Origin of the sequence: Mycolicibacter sp. MU0102, assembly GCF_963378105.1 — a bacterium.
GTDB classification, from domain to species: Bacteria; Actinomycetota; Actinomycetes; order Mycobacteriales; family Mycobacteriaceae; genus Mycobacterium; species Mycobacterium holstebronense.
Genome location: NZ_OY726398.1, coordinates 2,389,197 through 2,411,466, shown reverse-complemented (window position 1 = coordinate 2,411,466; position 22,270 = coordinate 2,389,197). Strand labels below are relative to the sequence as shown.

Below are 22,270 nucleotides of genomic sequence, written 5' to 3'. Positions count from 1 at the left end.
TCAGGGTAGTGCCTGCACCACCGGATCGTGCAGCACCGGGAAGTTGACGGAGCTGGCGATAAAGCAGATCCGGTGGGCGTCGGAATGCAATGCCAGGGCACGCTCCACCATCGCGGCGTCGGCGACTTCGATTCGCGGCTGCAGGACGACAGTGGTGAAGTGTCCGCCCTCTGTGTTCTCGACCATCGTGCCTACCGGCCTGTCCTGGTAGGAGACGACCACTACGTCGTTGGTCGAACACAGATACAGGTAGGACAGCATGTGGCATTGGGACAGCGCGGCCAACAGCAACTGTTCGGGATTCCACCGGGTCGGATCCCCGCGGAACGCCGGGTCGGCGGTGCCGAGAATGGGGGGACAACCCTCGGCGGCCACCTCGTGCTCCCGCCCGTAGCTGCTATAGCCGCTGGTCCCGCTGCCGTGATTGCCGGTCCAGCTGACATCCACGGTGTAGGTGTGTTGGGCGGACACGCGGCCTCCACGGGTTAGGGTGGTGCGGGCTCGTCACCACAGCACACCGTAGACGCTGGAGACGGTAAATCCGTGCTGGCCATAGCCTTTGCAGGTCACCGTGCCCTGGTGCCCGACTGCACAGCTGGAGCCCCAGTTCTCCAGTCGATGGCCCTCCGGCAGCACATCCACGTCGCGGGTGAATGCCGCGATGTCCGAGTGGCGGTAGGCCGCCGGCACCCCACCGGCTTCGAGCACGGTCTGGTTGGCGCCGTCGGGAGCGTCCATCGGCACCGCATCGCAGCCGATCGGCCCGCCGTTGGGGCCGATGCCGCAAGAGCGGCCGTCCGGCGTTCTGAAGAACACCCAGTAGAAGTCGGTCGGCGACGAGTACCGCCCGGTGGCGACGGGGTAGTCGTCGACGGCGTCCGTCCCGGGCGGTGGCTCGGCGTGTGCCGCTGCGGCGGACCCGAGGGTGAGAACGGCGGCACCGAGGAGGGCGAGAATCCTGGCCATCGGTCAGCCCCACCGGTCGATGACGTCGCCGACGGGCTGCCCGGCCGCAAGCGCCGCCATCAGCAGGATCCGGGCCTGCGGCGGCCGCAGTCGCGGCACCACCACCGCGCCGGCCTCCACCAGAGCCCGGCCGGGGCCGTAATCCGCACCGATGCGCCCCTCCGGAACCCGGCTGGACACCGCGACTACGACGCCGGCCGCACAGTGCCGGCGCACCCCGTCGATCACCGCCGTCGTGGCATTGCCCGACCCCAACGCGGCCAACACCACCCCGCGCGCACCGGCGGCGACGCAGGCATCCAGGGCGATTGCGTCGGCACCGGCGTACAGCGCCACGACATCCACGCGCGGCACAGTGGCCGGTGCACCGAGGTAGGGCCGAGTCTTGTCGCCGGACAGCGTGACTTGTCCGTCGGTGACGCGGCCCAGCAGTGGACCGGTGAAGCCGGTCAGCCCGGTGATGGTGGCCTTCTGCAGCCCCAGCGGGGCCAGTATTCGGCCGGCGAAGCACATCAGCACCCCCAGCCCCCGGGCCGCTGGATCCGCGGCCACGGCCAGGGCGTCGCGCAGGTTGCCCGGCCCGTCGGCGTCGGGGGCGTCCGCACCGCGCTGTGCCCCGGTCAGCACGACGGGCGCGTCCCCGCGGTAGCCGAGTTCTAGCCAGAGCGCACCCTCTTCGCAGGTGTCGGTCCCGTGGGTGACCACCACGCCGTCGGCGCCGCCGTCCACCGCGGCATTGACCGCGGCGAGCAGCGCGGCCCAGTCGGCCGGGCCCAGCTCCGAGCTGTCCCGCGCCATCAGGTCCACCACGGTCACGTCCGCGGCGCCGGTGTCTGCGAATAGGTCCGAGCCGCTGCGGGCGGGCCGCAGCGCCCCGTCGCCCTGGGTGCTGCAGGAGATGGTGCCGCCGGTGGTGATGACGGTGAGGCGCTTGGACAGCATGCCGCGATCATGCCGCACCTGGGTTAAGGGATGATGGGAGCGTGACTGACGAGACAACCGACTCGACCGAGACGGAGGTGGACCCGGTCGTGGCACCTGAGACGGAGCCCGCCGCCCCGCCCCGCCGGCTGGGGCTACTGCTGTCAGTGGCCACGGTGGTGCTGCTGGCCGACGTCGTCACCAAGGTGCTCGCGGTGAAGATGCTGACCCCTGGCCAGCCGGTACCGATCATCGGCGACACCGTGACCTGGACCCTGGTCCGCAACTCCGGCGCCGCGTTCTCGATGGCCACGAGCTACACCTGGGTGTTGACGCTGATCGCCAGCTCGGTGGTGCTCGGCATCATCTGGATGTCGCGCCGCCTGGTGTCGCCCTGGTGGGCGATCGGGTTGGGGATGATCCTCGGCGGCGCGCTGGGCAACCTGGTGGACCGGTTCTTCCGGGCGCCCGGGCACCTGCAGGGCCACGTGGTCGACTTCCTGTCGATCGGCTGGTGGCCGGTGTTCAACGTCGCCGACCCGGCCGTGGTGGGCGGTGCGATCCTGCTGGTGGCACTCTCGGTGTTCGGCTTCGACTTCGATGCGGTGGGTCGCCGCCGCGTCGTCGACAGCAATGCCGACGGTGACAGCGACGGCAGCGACGAGCAGGCCTGATGCGGCTGTGACCGAACGATCCATGCCGGTCCCCGAGGGGCTGGCCGGCCTGCGTGTGGACGCCGGGCTGGCCCGCCTGTTGGGCCTGTCGCGCAATGTTGTGGCGACCCTGGCCGAAAACGGCGATGTGGAACTGGACGGCGTAGCCGCCGGCAAGTCCGACCGGCTCGTGGCCGGTGCGTGGCTGCAGGTACGGCTGCCCGAGGCGCCGCCGCCGCTGGAGAACACCCCGGCCGAGGTCGAGGGCATGACGATTCTGTACTCCGACGCCGACATCGTCGCCGTCGACAAACCCCCCGGGGTCGCCGCGCACGCGTCGGTGGGCTGGACCGGGCCCACCGTGCTCGGTGGCCTGGCCGCGGCCGGCTACCGCATCACCACCTCCGGGGTTCCGGAGCGCCAAGGCATTGTGCACCGGCTGGATGTGGGGACCTCCGGGGTGATGGTGGTGGCGATCTCCGAACGCGCCTACACCGCACTCAAACGCGCGTTCAAGGCGCGCACCGTGGAGAAGCGCTACCACGCCCTGGTGCAGGGCCACCCGGATCCGTCGAGTGGCACCATCGACGCACCGATCGGGCGCCATCACGGACCGGACTGGAAATTCGCCGTGACCGCCGATGGACGGCACAGCATCACCCACTACGACACGGTGGAGGCGTTCGTCGCCGCGAGCCTGCTCGACGTGCACTTGGAGACCGGCCGCACCCACCAGATCCGGGTGCATTTCTCGGCCCTGCGGCATCCCTGCTGCGGCGACCTCACCTACGGCGCCGATCCGACGCTGGCACGCAAGCTCGGGCTGGAACGCCAGTGGCTGCACGCCCGCTCACTGGCCTTCGCCCACCCCGGCGACGGGCGACGCATCGAGATCACCAGCGAATACCCCGCCGACCTGCAACACGCTTTGGACGTCCTGCACCGCTGAGCGCACGCCCGAAGCGCAGTGTCAGGGCTTGCGGGCCTCGACGAGCACCCGGGTGGCGTGTGCGACGAAGCACCCCTGTGACTCGATCTGCTCGTGCATCTCGCGCAGCCGATCCCGGTGATCCTCGACCGCAAAGTCCGGCACGGTCCAGATCACCTTGCGCAGGAAATAGATGACCGCACCCACGTCGAAGAACTCGGCCCGCAGCCGCTCGAGCCGCAGATCGAGCACCTCCATGCCGGCGGCCTCCGCCTCGGCACGCACCGCTGCCGGCTCGTACTGGGCACCTTTGCCCGGCATCGGCCCGAGAAAGAACTCGCTGAGCTCGAGCATCGTCGCCGGCCCGATCTGCTGGGCGAAGTAGTGACCGCCGGGCCGCAGCACGCGCGCGATCTCGTCCCACCACGTCGCCAAGGGGTGGCGGCTGCTGACCAGATCGAACGCCTCGTCGCCGAAGGGCAGTGGCGGGGTGTCCGGCACCGTCACCACCACCACGCCATGACGATGCAGCAGCGCGGTGGCGCGTGCGGCATTCGGCGGCCAGGACTCCGTGGCTGCCATGGTCGGGGGGAAGCTCGTGAACTCCGCCAACTTCTCCACCCCGGCCAGCACCTCGCCGCCACCGGTGTGCAGGTCGACGGCGGCCGAGACGCCCGAAAGCCGCCTGGCCAGCTGACGCTGATAGCCCCAGGACGGGCGCTGTTCGGTGGCGCGGCCATCAAGCCAGGAGAACTCCCAGCCGTCGACGGGTGCGACGGCGGCTTCGGCCACCAAGTCGTCGAAGCTGCCTGACATCGAGGTCGTTAACTCGATTCGTCGGCCGGCTTGGATGACTTCGGCGGCCGGATCTTGAACGAGATGCGCAGTTTGGTGCGGTAGATGATCCCGCCCTTGTCGTCGAGGGTGAGGTCCTGCTCGACGACCTGGGCGACGCGAATGTCGTCGATGGTCTGCTTGGCCCGGTGCACCGCTTCGGCCGCGGCGTTCTCCCAGGACGACGGGCTGGTCCCGATGATGTCGATCACCCGGTACACGCTCATGTATGTCTCTCCTCGCTTGCGCCGAACCTCAACGTAGTGCACAGCGGCGGCCGCTGTCCCGGGAAACGACAGCCGAAGAGACACGGGTGCCGACACGCCCAAGAAGCGTCGGTGGTCGGCAATAGACTGGCGGTCCTATGGACAGTTCATCGTCGCGGTCCTTCGTGCACCTGCATAACCACACCGAGTACTCGATGCTCGACGGCGCGGCGAAGATCGCCCCGATGCTGGCTGAGGCGCAGCGCTTGGGGATGCCCGCGATCGGGATGACCGACCACGGAAACATGTTCGGCGCCAGCGAGTTCTACAACGCGGCGACCAAGGCCGGCATCAAGCCGATCATCGGGGTGGAGGCCTACATCGCCCCCGCGTCTCGGTTCGACACCCGCCGGGTTCACTGGGGTGATCCCAGCCAGAAGAGCGACGACGTTTCCGGCAGTGGGTCCTACACCCACATGACGATGGTGGCCGAGAACGCCACCGGGTTGCGCAACCTGTTCAAGCTCTCCTCGCTGGCTTCCTTCGAGGGCCAGCTCGGCAAATGGTCGCGGATGGACGCCGAGATCATCGCCGAGCACGCCGAGGGCATTATCGCCACCACCGGTTGCCCGTCCGGGGAGGTGCAGACCCGGCTGCGGCTGGGCCACGAGCGCGAGGCGCTGGAGTCGGCCGCCAAATGGCGGGAGATCTTCGGTGCGGAGAACTATTTCCTGGAGGTGATGGACCACGGGCTGTCCATCGAACGCCGGGTACGCGATGGGCTGCTGGAGGTCGGGCGCAAGCTCGGCATCCCGACGTTGGCCACCAACGACTGCCACTACGTCACCCGCGACGCCTCCGGCAACCACGAGGCACTGCTGTGCATTCAGACCGGCAAGACGCTGTCGGACCCCACCCGGTTCAAGTTCGACGGCGACGGCTACTACCTGAAGTCGGCCGCCGAGATGCGCGCGCTCTGGGACGATCAGCTGCCCGAGGCGTGTGACTCCACCCTGCTGATCGCCGAGCGGGTGCAGTCGTACGCCGATGTCTGGGCGCCGCGCGACCGGATGCCGGTGTTTCCGGTGCCCGAGGGCCATGACCAAGGGTCCTGGCTGCGCCACGAGGTGCAGGCCGGTCTGGAACGACGCTTTCCCACGGGTGTGCCCCAGGAGTACACCGATCGCGCGTCCTACGAGATCGACGTCATCTGCGGCAAGGGATTCCCGTCCTACTTCCTGATCGTCGCGGACCTGATCCGTTACGCCCGCTCGATCAACATCTGGGTGGGCCCGGGCCGAGGTTCGGCTGCCGGGTCGCTGGTGGCCTACGCGCTGGGCATCACCAACATCGACCCGATTCCGCACGGGCTGCTGTTCGAGCGCTTCCTCAACCCGGAACGGCCGTCGGCCCCCGATATCGACATCGACTTCGACGACCGCCGCCGCGGCGAGATGGTGCGCTACGCCGCTGAGCGGTGGGGCAGTGACCGGGTCGCCCAGGTGATCACCTTCGGCACCATTAAAACCAAGGCGGCGCTGAAAGATTCGGCCCGTGTGCACTACGGCCAGCCTGGCTATGCGATCGCCGACCGGATCACCAAGGCGCTGCCGCCGCCGATCATGGCCAAGGACATCCCGCTGTCGGGTATCACCGACCCGAACCACGAGCGGTACAAGGAGGCCGCGGAGGTTCGCGGGCTGATCGACACCGATCCCGACGTGCGCACCATCTACGAGACAGCGCGCGGCCTGGAAGGCCTGGTCCGCAACGCCGGCGTGCATGCCTGCGCGGTGATCATGAGTTCCGAGCCGCTGATCGACGCGATCCCGTTGTGGAAGCGCCCGCAGGACGGCGCCATCATCACCGGCTGGGACTACCCGTCGTGTGAAGAAATCGGCCTGCTGAAGATGGACTTCCTGGGCCTGCGCAACCTGACGATCATCGGCGACTGTCTGGCGAACATCAAAGCCAACCGGGGCATCGACCTGGATATGGACAGCCTGCCGTTCGATGATCCCGCCACCTACGAATTGCTGGGCCGCGGTGACACCCTGGGGGTGTTCCAGCTCGACGGCGGACCGATGCGTGACCTGCTGCGCCGCATGCAGCCCACCGAGTTCAACGACATCGTCGCGGTGCTGGCGCTGTACCGGCCCGGCCCGATGGGCATGAACGCCCACAACGACTACGCAGACCGTAAGAACGACCGTCAGGTCATCAAGCCCATCCACCCCGAGCTTGAGGAACCGCTGCGCAGCATCCTGTCGGAGACCTATGGCCTGATCGTCTACCAAGAGCAGATCATGTTCATCGCGCAGAAGGTCGCCTCCTACACGATGGGCAAGGCCGATGCGCTGCGTAAAGCCATGGGCAAGAAGAAGCTCGAAGTGCTCGAAGCCGAGTACAAGGGCTTCTATGAGGGGATGACGGCCAACGGGTTCTCCGAGAAGGCCGTGAAAGCGTTGTGGGACACCATCCTTCCGTTCGCCGGGTACGCGTTCAACAAGTCGCATGCGGCCGCCTACGGCCTGGTGTCGTACTGGACGGCCTACCTCAAGGCGAACTATCCGGCCGAATACATGGCGGGCCTGTTGACATCGGTCGGTGACGACAAGGACAAGGCCGCGGTGTACCTGGCTGACTGCCGCCGACTGGGGATCACGGTGCTGCCGCCGGACGTCAACGAGTCCGAGCTGAACTTCGCCTCGGTGGGCGAAGACATCCGCTACGGGCTGGGCGCGGTGCGCAACGTCGGAGCCAATGTCGTCGGCTCCCTGATAGCCACCCGGACACACAAGGGCCGCTTCACCGACTTCTCGGATTACCTCAACAAGATCGACATCGCGGCCTGCAACAAGAAGGTCACCGAATCGTTGATCAAGGCCGGTGCCTTCGACTCGCTGGGGCATCCGCGCAAGGGGCTGTTCCTGGTGCACACCGACGCGGTCGACTCGGTGTTGGGCACCAAGAAGGCCGAGGCGGTGGGCCAGTTCGACCTGTTCGGCGGGGGAGACGGCGAAAGCGCCGGAACCGATGCCGTTTTCGGTATCAAGGTGCCCGACGAGGAGTGGGCCGACAAGCACAAGCTGGCCCTGGAGCGAGAGATGCTCGGACTGTATGTGTCCGGCCACCCGCTCAACGGCATCGCACACCTGCTGGCCGCTCAGGTCGACACCCAGATCCCGGCGATCCTGGAGGGCAACGTCGCCGCCGATACCCAGGTGCGGGTCGGCGGCATCCTGGCATCGGTGAACCGCCGGGTCAACAAGAACGGATTGCCCTGGGCCTCGGCGCAATTGGAGGATCTCACCGGCGGCATCGAGGTGATGTTCTTTCCGCAGACCTACTCGGCGTATGGCGCAGACGTCGCCGACGACGCCGTGGTGCTGGTCAGCGCCAAGCTCAATATCCGCGACGACCGGATCTCGTTGATCGCCAACGAGCTTGTGGTGCCCGACTTCTCCGCCAATGCCCCGGATCGGCCGCTGGCGGTGAGCCTTCCGACCCGCCAGTGCACCATGGACAAGGTCAGTGCGCTCAAGCAGGTGTTGACCCGCCATCCCGGCACCGCGCAGGTACAGCTGCGGCTGATCAGTGGGGAGCGCATCACCGTACTGGAGCTGGATCCCTCACTGCGTGTGACGCCGTCGTCGGCGCTGATGGGGGATTTGAAGGCACTGCTCGGCCCCGGCTGCTTGGGCGGGTAACCGACGAAGGCCGGCTATCCGCTCTACCGCGCTAGCGGGTCAATCCGGACGATCACGCTGTCCGGCCACAGGCTTCGAGTTCGGGTCCGCCGCAACTTGTCCCGCAGTGGCAGATCCCGATGCACGTTGGTCACACCGGGTACCGGGACCATCGGCACGACGTTCCACTGCCAGCCGTAGCGCCGGTGCAGGGTGCGGTTGGCGGCTTCGGCCTCATCGCCGGACAGCACGCTTGCCCGGCCGGGCAGCGCCGTCGCCCGGGGAAGGCGCCGGCCGCGGTAGTCGCAGGCGGTCAACTCGATCTCCGGTCGCGCCGTCATCCTTCGCGTCTTGGGTCCGATCTTGGTCCGAAACACCACGGTGGCGTCGTCGATTGCGAACCACACCGGGGTGTCCACCGGCGTACCGTCCCGGCGGTACGTGCGCAACAGCGCGTAGCGGGCGTCGCCTAGCTCTGCGAATAGTTGGGGATGCATGCCACCAGGGAACAACTTAGAGTTGACTTCAAGTCAAGTTTTTCGGAGGAGCGGATGTCCGGTCGATTGACCATCGGCGAGGTGGCAACCCGCAGCGGCGTCGTCGCCACCACCTTGCGCTACTACGAGCGGATCGGCTTGCTGCAGTCCCCGGATCGGGTAGGCGGTCAACGCCGCTATGACGCTGCGGTGCTGGCCCGGCTCGAGGTGATCGGGCTGTGCAAGGCTGCGGGGTTCGCACTCGAGGAGATTGCGCTGCTGTTCGCCGACGACGCCCCCGGGCGGCCGGCGAGTCATGCGCTGGCGCGGGCGAAACTTGCCGAGATCGACGCCCAGTTGGAGTCGCTGTCGCGCGCCCGCGCGGTCATCGAGTGGGGAATGCGGTGCACTTGTCCGTCCATTGATGCGTGCACCTGTGGAATCCATCCACCGAAAGTCTAAATCTCAACGTAATGGTGAGATTCGTTCGGAATTACAACACCGCATAACTGATGTAACGTCTGAAACTTCTCACACAACACGTGTGGCCTCGGGGGGAGGTTGAGACTGTTGAGGGCTGTGTGGAGCCGGTTTCGACGGGCGCGCTGGCTCAAAAAATCGAACTTTACCCAAGAGTACTATTAGCATAGGGTGTCTATGCTGTAACACGGGCGTAATGATTAGCGCGCTTGTGATTCACAGCGATGTATGAGCTTGAACAACACGGAGGCAGTTATGTGGGTTTCGCGTCGTCTTCTCAACCTGGTGGGGATGGGCGCTGCCGCTGCGTTCGCCGCCCTGGTCCTTCCGGCGGCCACCGCCAACGCGGCCGGGGACCCGTTCCTGGATGGCGGGCCCTATGAGACCTGCAATGGGGCCGTCTGCATGGTGATGGGTGACATCCTGGACGGGGGCTGGACATACCAGGGCGTCCGCCCGTTCATCACCGACTGGAAGGGCGACCAGCCCTACACGATCACCTACACCGACGGCGACAACACACTCGATGCCGGAACGTACAACATCAAGATCGAGGACTACTGGAACTCCTTCTTCTCCACCAGGGCCTACCAATTCGGTGATTTCGCAGCCAACCCGAACCTGCCCGCCGACTTCGACGTGAGCAGCCTGGGCAACTTCGGATACCTGTCCGGCTCCTCGATCTACGCGGTCAACATCGGTGACTTCACCAACCTCACGATCAACGGCGTAGGGCCGCACGACCTGAACTACTGGGTCATGTCGACCGGAAACCTCGACTACACCGTGGTGACCGACCCCGGCAACTTCACGTCGGCGGCCTACATCACGATCGGCGACGACGACCCACTGTTCTTGTGGAACAGCCTGTTCCACTCGTGGATCCCCGAGGTGCCGGACTACCTTGTTCCGAACGACCCGTTCGCCAGTCTCGACTTCGATCCGTCGCAGTACCTCGGCGATGCCTGGGGCACCCTGTAACCCGTCGCCTCAGAACTTGTAGCGCAGCACCCGGGCCTTGCCGGCCACTGACTTGAATCGGCCGGCAAGGCGGGTGATGGTGCGAGCCGGGCCCGGAAACGAATCCACCTCGGCGGCGTGTGCCAGGCAGGCCTCTTCGACCAGGCGCAGCCGCGGATCCCACCGCTGTGGCGTGCGAGGGTCGGTGAAGCCAGGGTTGGCCCAGACGTGGCGTAGCACGGTGAACATCCCCCGTGGTGCCAGCTTCATGCCCAGCCAGCTGAACGGCCCGACTCGGCCGTAGTCATTGAACGCCAACTCGCCGGTGCCGAAATGATCGATGGCATGCGCGATCAGCGCAATGACCTGTGGCTCGGTGAGAAAGGCGAACAGACCGTCGGCGATCACCATGGTGGGTCGACCGACCGGGATGCCCTCCGTCCAGTCCGTGCCGGTCAGGTCGGCGGCGATAACGTGCTCCCCGGGCTGAGCCGGCACCACTTTCTCGCGCAGCGCGATCACGTGCGGCAGATCGATGCTGTACCAATCGACGCCGGCCGGCGGCTTCACCCGGGCCAACGGCTCGTTCAGCCCGGCGCCGAGGTCGACCACCACCGCATCGGGGTGCGCCGACGTGTACGCGCGGACGCGCTCGTCGAGCATCTTGGCGCGCAGGGCGGTTTGGCGCACCACGCTCGCCGGGATCCGGAATGCCGGGAAGTCGTAATCGATCTGGCCGACGACGCGGTCGGAGAACTCGTCACCGAGGATCGGGACGGGTGACCGACAGTCCAATGCGCGGGCGTACGCCGTGAGGAAGGCGGTCTGCTCGAGGCGGCTGAACTCGGGGACGGCAATCGACATGGGCTCACCGTAAGCGATGTCGGCGGCAGCGGCCCGTAATGGCAATCCCGTGCCTCGCCCGGGGCGGCGCCACTAACGTCGACGCCATGGAAACCGCCACGGAAACTCTGGAGGCCTCGACCATCGCGGTTGCAGCCGACGGTGCGCTCGGCTCGATCACGCTGAGTCGTCCGGACAAGCTCAACCCGCTGAGCACGGTGACGCTTGACGAGTTGGTGGCCGCGGCGCGGTGGTTCGACGCCCGGCCCGCGGTCAAAGTGGTGGTCGTGGCCGGCAGCGGCCGGGCGTTCTCTGCCGGCGCCGACTTGGCCGCGTTCGTGGCCGCCGCCGACGGGGCCGGAGCCCTGCGCGAAGCCGCCGACGCCGGACGCCGGATGGCCGAGGCCATCGAAGCCATGCGGGCGGTGACGGTGGCGCGGCTACACGGTCACTGTGTGGGCGGCGGTGTCGTGTTGGCCGCAGCGTGCGATCTGCGGGTGGCCGCCGAGGACACCCGATTCTCGATTCCGGAAGTCGATTTGGGCATTCCGTTGGCCTGGGGCGGTATCCCGCGGCTGGTCCGCGAGATCGGTCCGGCGCTCACCAAGGAACTGGTGATGACCTGCCGCCCGTTCGGTGCCGCCGAGGCCAAGGCGATCGGTTTCCTCAACCGGGTGGTACCCGAGGCCGACCTCGACGCGGCGGTCGACGAGTTGGTGGGCCAGCTGGTCAACAAATCCGCGCTCACCTTGGGCGGCACCAAACGGCAGGTCAACGCGGTGACCGACGGCATGGTGGGGACCACGCGCAGCTGGAACGACGCCGATGCGCTGGTCACTGCGGTGCACGATCCCGAATCGCAGGCATCGGCCATGGCATATCTGGAACGAGTCAGTCGCCGCTGAAGCGGTCGCGAGCAGGAGGAATAGATGACGCAGTCACCGCCGGCGACCACCTTGTGCGAGGCCTTTCAGCGCACTGCCGCAATCGATCCGGACGCGGTCGCGTTGCGCACCGTCGGCGATACGCAGACGCTGACCTGGCGTGACTACGCCCAGCAGGTGCGCCAGGTGGCGGCCGGGCTGGCCGGGCTCGGGGTACGGCGCGGCGACACGGTGTCGCTGATGATGGCGAATCGAATCGAGTTCTACCCGCTGGAGGTCGGAGCCCAGCATGTGGGCGCGACGTCGTTCTCGGTGTACAACACCCTGCCTGCCGAGCAGCTCGGTTACCTGTTCGCCAATGCCGGCACCAAAGTCGTGATGTGCGAGCAGGCGTATGTCGAGACCATCCGGGCCAGCGGAGCGGCGATCGACCACATCGTCTGCGTAGACGGGCATCCGGACGGCACTTTGTCGGTCGAGGAGCTGCTGGCCGCCGCCGACGACGACTTTGACTTCGAATCCACCTGGCGGGCAGTGCAGCCCGACGATGTCGTGACGCTGATCTATACCTCCGGGACCACCGGCATGCCCAAGGGGGTGGAGATGACGCACACCAATCTGCTGTTCGAGGCGGCTGCCCTCGACGCGGTGCTCGGGGTGCGCTTCGGGGACCGGATCACCTCGTATCTGCCCTCGGCACACATCGCCGACCGCGCGATGGGCCTCTACAACTCCGAGATCGCCGGAGTGCAGGTGACCGTGGTGCCCGACGCACGTCAGATCGGTGCGGCCCTGCCGGATGTGCGGCCGACGATCTGGGGTGCGGTGCCGCGGGTATGGGAGAAGCTCAAGGCGGCAATCGAATTCGCTGTCGCGGGGGAATCGGACGACAATCGTCGCGCCGCGTTGCAGTGGGCGCTGGCAGTAGGGGCGAAACGGTCTGCGGTGCAACTGGCCGGTGAACCGGTCTCCGCCGAGCTGGCCGGCGAGTGGGCGCAGGCCGACGAGCTGGTGCTGTCGGTGCTTCGGGCCAAGGTGGGCCTGGACGAGCTGCGGTGGGCGGTGTCGGGCGCGGCGCCGATTCCCAAGGAGACCATCGCGTTCTTCTCGGGCCTGGGGATTCCGATCTGCGAGGTCTGGGGTATGTCGGAACTCAGCTGCGTGGCGACGACCGTGCATCCACGGGATGCTCGGCTGGGTACGGTCGGAAAGTTGTTGCCGGGGTTGGAAAGCCGCATCGCTGACGACGGCGAGTTCTTGGTGCGGGGACCCCTGGTGATGCGGGGCTACCGCAAGGAGCCGGCCAAGACCGCCGAGGCGATCGACGCCGATGGGTGGCTGCACACCGGCGACATCCTCGAACAGGATGCCGAGGGCTATCTGCGGGTCGTCGACCGCAAGAAGGAACTGATCATCAATGCGGCGGGCAAGAACATGTCGCCGGCGAACATCGAGAACGCGATCCTGGCGGCCTGCCCGATGATCGGGGCGATGGTCACGATCGGCGATTCCCGGCCCTACAACACCGCACTCATGGTGTTCGACGCCGACTCGGTGGCGCCCTATGCCGCTGCCCATGGCCTGTCGGCGGCAACACCGTCGGCCCTGGCCGATGACCCGGGGGTGATCGCCCAGATCGCGGCGGGCGTCGCCGAGGGCAATGCCAAGCTGTCCCGGGTTGAGCAGATCAAGCGTTTCCGGGTCCTGCCGGCATTATGGGAACCCGGCGGCGACGAGGTCACCTTGACGATGAAACTCAAACGACGGCCGATCGCGGAGAAATACGCCGAGGAGATCGAAGGCCTCTACGCCCACGACCCGGGGCCCCAAGTACATCAGCCCCGAGCCGCCGAAGACCCAGCGCCGACCGCCGCAGTCTGACGGGGGGGGGAACGCCACGTCGCCAAAGGTTTTCACGTTCGGCCACGGCACCGCGGACCGGGCCGAGATCGCCGCGCTGCTCGCAGGTGCCGGTGTGCAAAGTCTGGTCGACGTCCGCAGCGCTCCGGGAAGCCGGCGCAATCCCGACACCGCGCGGGAGGAAATGCAGCACTGGCTGCCGGCAGCCGGTATCGGTTATCGGTGGGAACCGCGACTCGGCGGCTGGCGACGGGTCAAGGGGCCAAGCCCCGACATCGGGTTGCGCAACGACTCGTTTCGGTCCTACGCCGGCTACATGCGCAGCGAGGACTTCCAGTCCGGAATCGATGAATTGCTGACAGAAGCGGCGGGACAACAGGTTGCGGTGATGTGCGCCGAGACCGTCTGGTGGCGATGTCATCGCAAGCTGATCGCCGACTACCTCGCACTGGTCCGCCGAACCGAGGTGCGGCACCTGATGCATGACGGCAAGCTGCGCGACCACCGGCCGACCGCCGAAGCCCGGGTTGCCGGTGATGTGCTGATCTATGACGGCCCAACTGTCGAGCCCGAGTAGCTACCGCTCAGCGCCGCGAAGGATGTTGCGAGCCCAAGACGAGCCACACCGCGCTACAGGCACCCGCAGCGGTCAAAACCGCGGCCGCGGCGCTGGATGTCGCGGCACCGACGATCAACAGGGCGATCAGGCCGATGGCCAGCGCAACCAGCTTGTAGGCCGGCCAGGGCACACCGGCGATGGGCACTTGCTGCCCGAAACGTTCGGCGGTGGTCATGCATTTAACGGTACGCGATAACCAATTGTTAGGCCAGCCGAAATCTGCAGGTCGGATTGTTATGTCGTAGTACGGGGCTACTCTGGCCGCATGCCTCTGAGCGGAGAATATGCACCCAGCCCCTTGGATTGGTCACGCGAGAACGCCGAGAAGTACATGGAGTCCGGTGGCACCGAGGGCATCGAGATGAAAGGCAAGCCGGTCGTGCTGTTGACCACGGTCGGCGCCAAGACCGGCAAGCTTCGCAAGATCCCGCTGATGCGGGTCGAGCACAACGGTGAGTACGCGATCGTCGCGTCGCTGGGCGGCGCCCCGCAGAACCCGGTCTGGTACTACAACGTCGCCGCGAACCCGCGCGTCGAGCTGCAGGACGGACCCGTCACCGGCGACTACGACGCTCGCGAGGTATTCGGCGAGGAAAAGGCCCAGTGGTGGGAACGCGCGGTCGATGCGTTTCCGTACTACGCCGAGTATCAGGAGAAGACCGATCGTCAGATCCCGGTGTTCGTGCTGACCCCGGTGGGCTGAACCCCCTGCTGGGTGACACCATATTGCGGTGTCCGCCGAACTGCGCCAGAACCGAAGTGGCTCCCATTCAGGCCCCGCGCAGGGCCCGTTGAAGGCTCCGTTGACCGCGGCCGACATCGACGCGGCCGCTAAGCGAATTGCCGGCGTGGTCGCGCCCACCCCGCTGCAGTACAGCGACCGGCTCTCAGAGCTGACCGGTGCCAACGTCTATCTCAAGCGCGAAGACCTTCAGTCGGTGCGCTCCTACAAGCTGCGCGGCGCCTACAACCTGCTGGTCCAGCTCAGCGAAACCGAGCTCGCGGCCGGCGTGGTGTGTTCGTCGGCCGGTAATCACGCGCAGGGATTCGCCTACGCGTGCCGGTCGCTCGGTGTGCACGGCCGGGTCTATGTGCCGGCCAAGACCCCGAAGCAGAAGCGAGACCGCATCCGCTACCACGGCGGCGAGTTCATTGAGCTGATCGTCGGCGGTGCGACCTACGACCTGGCAGCGGAGGCGGCCTTGGCCGATGTCGCCCGCACCGGTGCGACGCTGGTGCCGCCCTACGACGACCTGCGGACGATGGCGGGCCAGGGGACCATCGCGGTGGAGCTACTCGACCAGCTCGATACCGAACCGGACCTGGTGGTGGTGCCGGTCGGGGGCGGCGGGTGCATATCGGGCATCACCACCTACCTGGCCGAGCGAACCACCAAGAGTGCCGTGCTGGGCGTCGAGCCGGCCGGCGCCGCCTCGATGATGGCCGCGCTGGCCGCGGGGGAGCTGGTGAGCCTGGACCACGTCGACCAGTTCGTCGACGGTGCGGCCGTCCGGCGCGCCGGCGCGCTGCCGTTTGCGGTGGTGTCCGGGGCCGGTGACATGGTGTCGGTGACCACCGTCGATGAAGGTGCGGTCTGCACCGCGATGCTCGACCTGTACCAGAACGAGGGGATCATCGCCGAGCCGGCGGGCGCCCTCTCGGTGGCCGCGCTGCTAGAGGCTGACATCACCCCGGGTTCGACGGTGGTGTGCCTGATCTCCGGCGGTAACAATGACGTCTCGCGCTACGGCGAGATCCTGGAGCGCTCACTGGTGCACCTGGGCCTCAAGCACTACTTCCTGGTCGACTTCCCCCAGGAGCCGGGCGCTTTGCGGCGCTTCCTCGACGAGGTTCTCGGGCCCAGCGACGACGTCACGCTGTTCGAGTACGTCAAGCGCAATAACCGGGAGACCGGCGAAGCCCTGGTCGGGGTGCAGCTGGGGTCGGCTGCCGATCTCGACGGACTGCTGGACCGTATGCGCACCTCGGAGATCCACGTCGAGCCGCTGGAGCCTGGCTCTCCGGCCTATCGCTACCTGCTGTAGGAGCGCGGATCCGCCGCAGCAGGTGAGCTCCGGGCGCCGAACGGGTAGCCGACCGTGATGGTGTCATCGGAGACAATGCGCATGGATGAAACCGACGTCCGTCGGGTGCTCGATATCGCCCTGCGATTCGGGCAGCTGCTACTGGGTTCACAAGCGGGAACCGCCGACGTCGCCTCGAGCATGTTGGCCATCGCCACCGCGTACGGGCTGCCGCAGACCCAGGTGGACATCATGGCCAACTCGATCCGGGTATCGGTGCCCCGCGGGGTGCCGGGCGCCCCAGTCACCGCGATGTATCTGGTGCAGTCACGCTCACTGGACTACACGCGGCTGCAGCTGGCCACCGATCTGGCCGAGCGCGTCGTGAACACCACGCCCGATCCCGAGTGGGTGCAACAACAGCTGGACATCGTGAACCGGGCCGACCACCCCTATCCCCGCTGGGTGGCCACCGCAGGCTGGGCGGTGATGGCCGGTGCCTTCGCCGTACTGATCGGCGCCGGTCCGCTGGTCGCCCTGATTTCGGCGGTCACCACCGCCCTGATCGACCGGATCGGCCGCGTGCTCAACGGCTGGCAGCTGCCACTGCTGTTCCAGCAGGTTGTCGCCGCCGCGGTGGCCACCGGGATCGCCATAGGCCTGCACGCCGTCGGCTGGCTGCCCGCCGGGACCCCGGTAGCACCGGTGGTGGCCGCCAACATCGTGGTGCTGTTGTCCGGGCTGGCCACCGTCGGCTCCGTACAGGACGCCATCACCGGCTACCAACTCACGGCCGTCTCGCGGGGCATGGACATCCTGCTCTTGTCGGTCGGCATCCTGGTCGGAGTCTCGGTCGCGGTGCAGATCGGCGGGGCGTTCGGAGTGCAAGTCCGGGTGAACCCCGAGATGCCGGTCGCGGCACTGAGCGTTCCGGTGTACCTACTGGCGGGCGCCACCGGGGCGGCCGCCGCTGCGCTTGCGGGCTATGCGCAACTGAAGGCGGCACTGGCGGCCGGTCTGGCCGGGGCGACCGCCACGCTGCTGTTCTTCGGACTGCAACTGGTGCAGGCCAATGCGATCGTGAGCTCGTTCGCGGCCGCCGCGGCGACCGGGCTGGTCGGCACCTTGCTGGCGCCCCGGCTGCGGGTCACGCCGCTGGTGATCATCATGGCGGGCATCATCCCGCTGGTTCCCGGGCTGACCCTGTTTCGGGGCTTCGTGCAACTGGTCAACGGGCAACCCAACGCCGGAGGTTCACTGGGGCTGGCGGCCGGGCTGGCCCTGGCGCTGGGCGCCGGCGCCGTGTTGGGGCCGCTGCTGGCGCCCTCGGTGCGGCGCGAACTGAGCCGCTATCACCTGCGCGGACGCGGGCAGGCGACGCGCCGCCTCCGCAGCCCGTATCGGATCCCGCAACTCGCCGGCATCCGCTACTTCGGGCGCCGGGCGGCTTAGCTCACCGGCTCTTGCGCAGCACGGTCAGCGAGCGTCCCATCACCGTCACCGCCTGCCCGGCGTCAACCACCAGGTCGGCGCTGCCGGCCGGATGCGCGGTGTCGATCACCGCGGTCCAGACCTGCGCGTATTCGGTATTGGGCGTCACGAAGTCCACCGCTGTCTCACCGGCGTTGAAGCACAACAGAAATGAGTCGTCGATGATCCGCTGCCCGCGCAGATCCGGTTCCGGCAAGGCCTCGCCGTTGAGGAAAACCATGACGCACCTGCCGAATTCGCTGCCCCAGTCCTGCTGAGTCATCTCGTGGCCAGCCGGGGTCAACCAGGCGATATCACGCACCTCGTCGTCGTCGCCGCAGATCGGCCGCCCCTCGAAGAACCGGCGCCGCCGGAACACCGGGTGTGCGGCGCGCAACGCGGTCATCGCCCGAGTGAATGCGAGTTGGTCGGCATTGTGTTCAGCCAGCGTCCAGTCCATCCAGGACAGTTCGGAGTCTTGGCAGTAGACGTTGTTATTGCCGCGCTGGGAGCGGCCCATCTCGTCGCCGTGCAAGATCATCGGGGTGCCCTGGCTGATCAGCAGGGTCGCCATGATGTTGCGGACCTGGTGGGCCCGCAACGCCAGGATCGCCGGGTCGTCGGTCGGGCCCTCTACACCACAGTTCCACGACCGGTTGTGGCTCTCGCCGTCGCGGTTGTCCTCGCCGTTGGCTTCGTTGTGTTTCTCGTTGTAGGACACCAGGTCCGCCAGCGTGAAACCGTCGTGGCAGGTGACGAAGTTGATGCTTGCGCTGGGACGCCGCCCGGTCGCCTCGTACAGGTCCGAGGAGCCGGTCAGGCGAGAGGCGAACTCGCCGAGGGTTTCCGGCTCGCCGCGCCAGTAGTCGCGCACCGTGTCGCGGTACTTGCCGTTCCATTCCGTCCACAGCCCGGGGAAGTTGCCCACCTGGTAGCCGCCCTCACCGACGTCCCAGGGCTCGGCGATCAGCTTCACCTGGCTTACCACCGGGTCCTGCTGCACCAGGTCGAAGAATGCCGACAGCCGATCGACGTCATGCAACTCCCGAGCCAGCGTGGAGGCCAGGTCGAAGCGGAAGCCGTCGACGTGCATCTCAGTCACCCAGTAGCGCAACGAGTCCATGATCAGCTGCAGGGTGTGCGGATGACGCGCGTTGAGACTGTTGCCGGTGCCGGTGTAGTCGGTGTAGTGCCGCAGGTCGTCCTCGTCGAGCCGGTAGTAGGCGGCGTTGTCGATCCCGCGGAAGTTCAGCGTGGGTCCCAGATGGTTGCCTTCGGCCGTGTGGTTGTAGACCACGTCGAGGATCACCTCGATGCCGGCCTGGTGGAATGCGCGCACCATCGCTTTGAACTCGGCGACCGCACCGCCGGCCTGACGGTTGGCCGCGTACTCGTTGTGCGGCGCGAAGAAGCCGAATGTGTTGTACCCCCAGTAGTTCCGCAGTCCCAGCTGCAGCAGCCGCTGATCGTGCAGGAACTGGTGGACGGGCATCAGCTCGATGGCCGTGACGTTCAGCGACTTGAGGTGATCGATGATCACCGGATGCGCCAGCCCTGCGTAGGTGCCGCGCAGTTCGGCCGGAATGCCCGGGTGGGTCTGTGTCATGCCTTTGACGTGCGCCTCGTAGATGAGCGTCTGGTGATACGGGGTGCGCGGTGACCGGTCGGCTGCCCAGTCGAAGTAGGGGTTGATCACCACGCTGGTCATGGTGTGGCCCAGCGAGTCGAGTGCGGGGGGCGCAGCACCGTTGTCGGGATCGGCCAGGTCGTAGGAGAACAGCTCCGGACCGAAGTCGAAGGTGCCGTGAAAGGCCTTGCCGTACGGGTCCAGCAGCAGCTTGCCGGGATCGCAGCGGTGGCCTGCGGCGGGGTTGAACGGTCCGTGCACCCGGAAGCCGTAGTGCTGCCCAGGGCCGACGCCGGGCAGGTAAGCGTGCCAGACGTAGCCGTCCACCTCATCGAGAGCGATCCGTGTCTCGGTGTGGTCGCCGTCGTCGATCAGGCAGAGTTCGACACGCTCGGCGACTTCGGAGAACACCGCGAAGTTGGTACCGGCTCCGTCGTATACCGCGCCCAGCGGATAGCTGTTTCCCGGCCAGACCGTGGGCGCGGACGGCTCCGGTGGGGGCTCAGGGCCCGACTCAGCCGACGACACCGCTCGACCTTATCCGCTTTCCCGGCGTCCGCCGCCGAGCATGGCCGGGTTCACCACCAGCCGGTTGCCGCACCCATCTGACGACCGAGCTCTCCGGTCATGGTGCGCATGTAGGTCGCCGACAGGTGGTGAGAGTCGTGATAGACCAGCACATTCCCCTCGACCGCGCGGCAGATCTCTTTGTCGCAGACGGCGTCGGAGAGGTCCAACGGCTTGAGCAGCGGGAATTTACCGACGAAGTCCAGGGTGGGGTTGCGCTCGACGAGCACTTCGGAGCGCTTGATGCCGCAGGACTCCGCGTCACCGCCGGAGGCCAGGCAGTCCGCCGGCTGGAACGGGTCGCCGTCGCGCACCAGCCACGGGGTGTCGCGGACGCCCAGGATGGGAATATGGTTGTCCGACAGCTGCTTCCAGATCCCGATGTAGGTTCCCGGCATCACGTCGCCAGGTTTGATGTTCCACGGCCGGGTAGCGGTGGTGAACACGAAGTCCGGGTGGTCGGCGATCAACTTTTCCATCGTCTTGCCCACCCACTGGTAGCACTGCGGGTAGGGGGCGTTGTTGCCCATGATCAGCGGGACCTTCTCGGTGGACAGCGGGCAGCCCATCTTGAGGTAGGTGACCACCTTGAAGTTGTGCCGCTGGCCCAGGATGTCCAGCGCGGGCAGCCAGTGTTCGGCATGCGATCCGCCGGCCAGCGCGACGGTCCGGGTCGCCTCTTTGTCGCCGTAGGTGCAGTTGATCAGGTCCGGGTTGGTGAAGTTGCTGATGCAACCTTCCCGAGTGGAGCGCGGCAGGTCCTTCTTGGCCTCGAGGATGGTGGGCCGCATCCGAAGTTTGGGGACTCGCTTGTGCTTCAGCAGCGCGCGGGCGCCGGGATAGTCGTCCTTGCTGAGCTTGACCAGCTCGGTGCCGCTGGCACGCTGCACCGTGACATGTTCGCGCCAGGAGAAGGAGGTCGCCGTCAACGCCACCCCCAGCAGCACCACGGTCGAGCCCAGCACCGACGTCGGGCGCCGCCACCAGCCGGCCGCGGGCTTGCGCCACCGCGGTCGCACCACCGGCGCGGCGGCCTGGGCGGCGGGCTTGCGGGAGCGCAGCGGATCTTCGACGAACCGGGTGGTCAGATATGCCAACACGCCCGACACCAACAGGATCACCGCGCCGTCCAGCAGGCTTGCGTGCCGATGCCCGCTGTAGGACAGCCAGAAGATCAGCAGCGGCCAGTGCCACAGGTACAACGAGTAGGCCATCGAGCCGAGCCTCACCAGCGGCGCCGTCGCCAGCCACCGGTTGGGCCACGGCATTTTGGCGCTGGTACTCAGGCGGGCTTGCCGGTTTGCCCCGGCCAGGATGAATGCCACCGTGGCGCCGACCGGCACCAGCGCCCACGGGCCGGGGAATTCCCGCACGCCCTCAATGAGGGCGCCGCAGCTCAGGATGGCCGCCAACGCAACCGTGCTGATGACGGTCCGCAGCCACATCGGCCAGCGGATGTAGGGGACCAGCGCGCCGACGAGCGCGCCGATCAACAGCTCCCAGGCGCGGGCAAAGCTGTTGTAGTAGGCCAGTGACTGATTGGCCTGGTGCGCGACGATCGCATACCAGAACGAGGCCACGGTCAGCGCCGTGAGCAGCACGACGAACGCGCCACGCAGGTGCTTGCCGAGCACGCGCCGGAACAGGAAGGCGAAGCCGAAGACCAGCAGCAGGAAGCTCAGGTAGAACTGGCCCTGCACCGACATCGACCAGATGTGCTGCAGCGGGCTGACGGCCTCACCGGCCTGCAGGTAGTCCGCGGCGCTGCGGGCCAATTCCCAGTTCTGGTAGTAACCGAGGCTGGCCAGGCTCTGGTCGGCGAACGTCTCCCAGCGGGTCTGCGGCTGGATCCAGATCGTCAGCAGCGCGCAGGCGGCCAACACCACCACCAGGGCGGGCAGCAGGCGGCGGACCAGCCGCACCAGGTCGGGGACCGGTGACAGTGACGAGGTCGGGTTCAGCGCGACCCGCAGCAGCTTGCCGCCGAAGAAGAAACCCGAGAGCGCCAGGAAGACATCGACCCCGCCGGAGACCCGCCCGAACCAGACATGAAACACCGCCACCAATGCGATCGCGACGCCCCGCAGACCGTCAAGGTCGTGACGGTAGAAGCCCTCTTTGCGGGTGCCCATCACGGGGGTCGACGCGGGGGCCGAAACCGACCCGGATGCGGGTTCCGCAACGGGTGTTACTGCCGGTCGGGGCGGAGACAGGGCAATCATGATCGCCCGACAATCTACCTAATCTGCCTGGAGAAACCGCA

General features: G+C 67.1%; 21 protein-coding genes. 11 read left to right on the top strand and 10 right to left on the bottom strand.

The features are described 5' to 3' along the window. The 3 genes from RCP37_RS11305 to RCP37_RS11295 are packed head-to-tail and all read right to left on the bottom strand — an operon-like array spanning position 1 to position 1,908. Complete coding sequence (locus RCP37_RS11305; RefSeq protein WP_308483226.1) at positions 1 to 471, bottom strand: OsmC family protein; 471 nt, start codon at positions 469 to 471, stop codon at positions 1 to 3. A gap of 33 nt (positions 472 to 504) precedes the next feature. Further along, positions 505 to 966, bottom strand: a complete 462-nt coding sequence (locus RCP37_RS11300) for a hypothetical protein (RefSeq protein WP_308483225.1) — start codon at positions 964 to 966, stop codon at positions 505 to 507. Between the two features lie 3 nt (positions 967 to 969). Then, complete coding sequence (locus RCP37_RS11295; RefSeq protein WP_308483224.1) at positions 970 to 1,908, bottom strand: asparaginase; 939 nt, start codon at positions 1,906 to 1,908, stop codon at positions 970 to 972. 41 nt (positions 1,909 to 1,949) lie between these two features. Between RCP37_RS11295 and lspA the strand changes: the two genes are divergently transcribed. Then, complete coding sequence (lspA, locus tag RCP37_RS11290; RefSeq protein ID WP_373693003.1) at positions 1,950 to 2,561, top strand: signal peptidase II; 612 nt, start codon at positions 1,950 to 1,952, stop codon at positions 2,559 to 2,561. A gap of 7 nt (positions 2,562 to 2,568) precedes the next feature. After that, positions 2,569 to 3,489, top strand: coding sequence for an RluA family pseudouridine synthase (locus tag RCP37_RS11285; RefSeq protein ID WP_308483223.1), 921 nt, complete (start codon positions 2,569 to 2,571; stop codon positions 3,487 to 3,489). Between the two features lie 21 nt (positions 3,490 to 3,510). Here the strand turns inward: RCP37_RS11285 and RCP37_RS11280 are convergent, their stop codons facing one another. Continuing rightward, positions 3,511 to 4,284 carry a methyltransferase domain-containing protein gene (locus RCP37_RS11280; protein ID WP_308483222.1) on the bottom strand — a complete coding sequence of 258 codons (774 nt, stop codon included), beginning with the start codon at positions 4,282 to 4,284 and terminating at the stop codon, positions 3,511 to 3,513. 8 nt (positions 4,285 to 4,292) lie between these two features. Next, positions 4,293 to 4,529, bottom strand: a complete 237-nt coding sequence (locus RCP37_RS11275; RefSeq protein ID WP_024443139.1) for a dodecin family protein — start codon at positions 4,527 to 4,529, stop codon at positions 4,293 to 4,295. 137 nt (positions 4,530 to 4,666) lie between these two features. On the opposite strand from RCP37_RS11275, the gene dnaE reads away from it, so the two are divergent. Continuing rightward, the gene (gene dnaE, locus RCP37_RS11270; RefSeq protein WP_308483221.1) at positions 4,667 to 8,218 is read left to right on the top strand and encodes a DNA polymerase III subunit alpha; all 3,552 of its coding nucleotides are present in this window, start codon (positions 4,667 to 4,669) and stop codon (positions 8,216 to 8,218) included. A 23-nt stretch (positions 8,219 to 8,241) separates the two neighbouring features. Here dnaE and RCP37_RS11265 read toward each other — a convergent pair whose 3' ends face one another. Then, positions 8,242 to 8,694, bottom strand: a complete 453-nt coding sequence (locus RCP37_RS11265; protein WP_308483220.1) for a PPOX class F420-dependent oxidoreductase — start codon at positions 8,692 to 8,694, stop codon at positions 8,242 to 8,244. 54 nt (positions 8,695 to 8,748) lie between these two features. Between RCP37_RS11265 and RCP37_RS11260 the strand changes: the two genes are divergently transcribed. Further along, positions 8,749 to 9,135, top strand: coding sequence for a MerR family transcriptional regulator (locus tag RCP37_RS11260; RefSeq protein WP_308483219.1), 387 nt, complete (start codon positions 8,749 to 8,751; stop codon positions 9,133 to 9,135). Between the two features lie 273 nt (positions 9,136 to 9,408). Further along, positions 9,409 to 10,134, top strand: a complete 726-nt coding sequence (locus RCP37_RS11255; RefSeq protein WP_308483218.1) for a hypothetical protein — start codon at positions 9,409 to 9,411, stop codon at positions 10,132 to 10,134. Positions 10,135 to 10,143: 9 nt separating this feature from the next. Here the strand turns inward: RCP37_RS11255 and RCP37_RS11250 are convergent, their stop codons facing one another. Further along, complete coding sequence (locus RCP37_RS11250) at positions 10,144 to 10,977, bottom strand: class I SAM-dependent methyltransferase (RefSeq protein ID WP_308483217.1); 834 nt, start codon at positions 10,975 to 10,977, stop codon at positions 10,144 to 10,146. Positions 10,978 to 11,063: 86 nt separating this feature from the next. Here RCP37_RS11250 and RCP37_RS11245 point away from each other — a divergent pair, with 86 nt between their 5' ends. From RCP37_RS11245 to RCP37_RS11235, 3 genes are all read left to right on the top strand, one after another. Then, the gene (locus RCP37_RS11245; protein WP_308483216.1) at positions 11,064 to 11,861 is read left to right on the top strand and encodes an enoyl-CoA hydratase/isomerase family protein; all 798 of its coding nucleotides are present in this window, start codon (positions 11,064 to 11,066) and stop codon (positions 11,859 to 11,861) included. Positions 11,862 to 11,885: 24 nt separating this feature from the next. Continuing rightward, entirely contained in the window at positions 11,886 to 13,721 is a 1,836-nt protein-coding gene (fadD11, locus tag RCP37_RS11240; RefSeq protein WP_308483215.1) for a fatty acid--CoA ligase FadD11, read from the top strand. Between the two features lie 67 nt (positions 13,722 to 13,788). Continuing rightward, positions 13,789 to 14,277, top strand: coding sequence for a DUF488 domain-containing protein (locus RCP37_RS11235; protein WP_308487043.1), 489 nt, complete (start codon positions 13,789 to 13,791; stop codon positions 14,275 to 14,277). Positions 14,278 to 14,284: 7 nt separating this feature from the next. On the opposite strand, the gene RCP37_RS11230 is transcribed toward RCP37_RS11235, so the two are convergent. Next, positions 14,285 to 14,494 carry a hypothetical protein gene (locus tag RCP37_RS11230; RefSeq protein WP_224970941.1) on the bottom strand — a complete coding sequence of 70 codons (210 nt, stop codon included), beginning with the start codon at positions 14,492 to 14,494 and terminating at the stop codon, positions 14,285 to 14,287. Positions 14,495 to 14,584: 90 nt separating this feature from the next. Here RCP37_RS11230 and RCP37_RS11225 point away from each other — a divergent pair, with 90 nt between their 5' ends. The 3 genes from RCP37_RS11225 (at position 14,585) to RCP37_RS11215 (ending at position 17,795) form a co-directional block, all read left to right on the top strand. After that, complete coding sequence (locus tag RCP37_RS11225) at positions 14,585 to 15,022, top strand: nitroreductase family deazaflavin-dependent oxidoreductase (protein WP_224970939.1); 438 nt, start codon at positions 14,585 to 14,587, stop codon at positions 15,020 to 15,022. A 28-nt stretch (positions 15,023 to 15,050) separates the two neighbouring features. Beyond that, positions 15,051 to 16,364, top strand: coding sequence for a threonine ammonia-lyase IlvA (gene ilvA, locus RCP37_RS11220; RefSeq protein WP_373693150.1), 1,314 nt, complete (start codon positions 15,051 to 15,053; stop codon positions 16,362 to 16,364). A gap of 81 nt (positions 16,365 to 16,445) precedes the next feature. Further along, complete coding sequence (locus RCP37_RS11215) at positions 16,446 to 17,795, top strand: threonine/serine exporter family protein (RefSeq protein WP_308486899.1); 1,350 nt, start codon at positions 16,446 to 16,448, stop codon at positions 17,793 to 17,795. A gap of 1 nt (position 17,796) precedes the next feature. Here the strand turns inward: RCP37_RS11215 and glgX are convergent, their stop codons facing one another. Beyond that, positions 17,797 to 19,968, bottom strand: a complete 2,172-nt coding sequence (glgX, locus tag RCP37_RS11210; protein ID WP_308486898.1) for a glycogen debranching protein GlgX — start codon at positions 19,966 to 19,968, stop codon at positions 17,797 to 17,799. 50 nt (positions 19,969 to 20,018) lie between these two features. Then, a complete protein-coding gene (locus tag RCP37_RS11205) occupies positions 20,019 to 22,229 on the bottom strand; it encodes an acetyltransferase SucT (protein WP_308486897.1) in 2,211 nt (736 codons plus the stop codon). Between the last annotated feature and the right edge of the window lie 41 nt (positions 22,230 to 22,270).

Coding starts and splice junctions, on each gene's coding strand:
- RCP37_RS11300 (WP_308483225.1), bottom strand. CDS start 966: ATGGCCAGGATTCTCGCCCTCCTCGGTGCCGCCGTTCTCACCCTCGGG.
- RCP37_RS11295 (WP_308483224.1), bottom strand. CDS start 1,908: ATGCTGTCCAAGCGCCTCACCGTCATCACCACCGGCGGCACCATCTCC.
- RCP37_RS11280 (WP_308483222.1), bottom strand. CDS start 4,284: ATGTCAGGCAGCTTCGACGACTTGGTGGCCGAAGCCGCCGTCGCACCC.
- RCP37_RS11275 (WP_024443139.1), bottom strand. CDS start 4,529: ATGAGCGTGTACCGGGTGATCGACATCATCGGGACCAGCCCGTCGTCC.
- dnaE (WP_308483221.1), top strand. CDS start 4,667: ATGGACAGTTCATCGTCGCGGTCCTTCGTGCACCTGCATAACCACACC.
- RCP37_RS11265 (WP_308483220.1), bottom strand. CDS start 8,694: ATGCATCCCCAACTATTCGCAGAGCTAGGCGACGCCCGCTACGCGCTG.
- RCP37_RS11260 (WP_308483219.1), top strand. CDS start 8,749: ATGTCCGGTCGATTGACCATCGGCGAGGTGGCAACCCGCAGCGGCGTC.
- RCP37_RS11255 (WP_308483218.1), top strand. CDS start 9,409: ATGTGGGTTTCGCGTCGTCTTCTCAACCTGGTGGGGATGGGCGCTGCC.
- RCP37_RS11250 (WP_308483217.1), bottom strand. CDS start 10,977: ATGTCGATTGCCGTCCCCGAGTTCAGCCGCCTCGAGCAGACCGCCTTC.
- RCP37_RS11245 (WP_308483216.1), top strand. CDS start 11,064: ATGGAAACCGCCACGGAAACTCTGGAGGCCTCGACCATCGCGGTTGCA.
- fadD11 (WP_308483215.1), top strand. CDS start 11,886: ATGACGCAGTCACCGCCGGCGACCACCTTGTGCGAGGCCTTTCAGCGC.
- RCP37_RS11230 (WP_224970941.1), bottom strand. CDS start 14,494: ATGACCACCGCCGAACGTTTCGGGCAGCAAGTGCCCATCGCCGGTGTG.
- RCP37_RS11225 (WP_224970939.1), top strand. CDS start 14,585: ATGCCTCTGAGCGGAGAATATGCACCCAGCCCCTTGGATTGGTCACGC.
- RCP37_RS11215 (WP_308486899.1), top strand. CDS start 16,446: ATGGATGAAACCGACGTCCGTCGGGTGCTCGATATCGCCCTGCGATTC.
- RCP37_RS11205 (WP_308486897.1), bottom strand. CDS start 22,229: ATGATTGCCCTGTCTCCGCCCCGACCGGCAGTAACACCCGTTGCGGAA.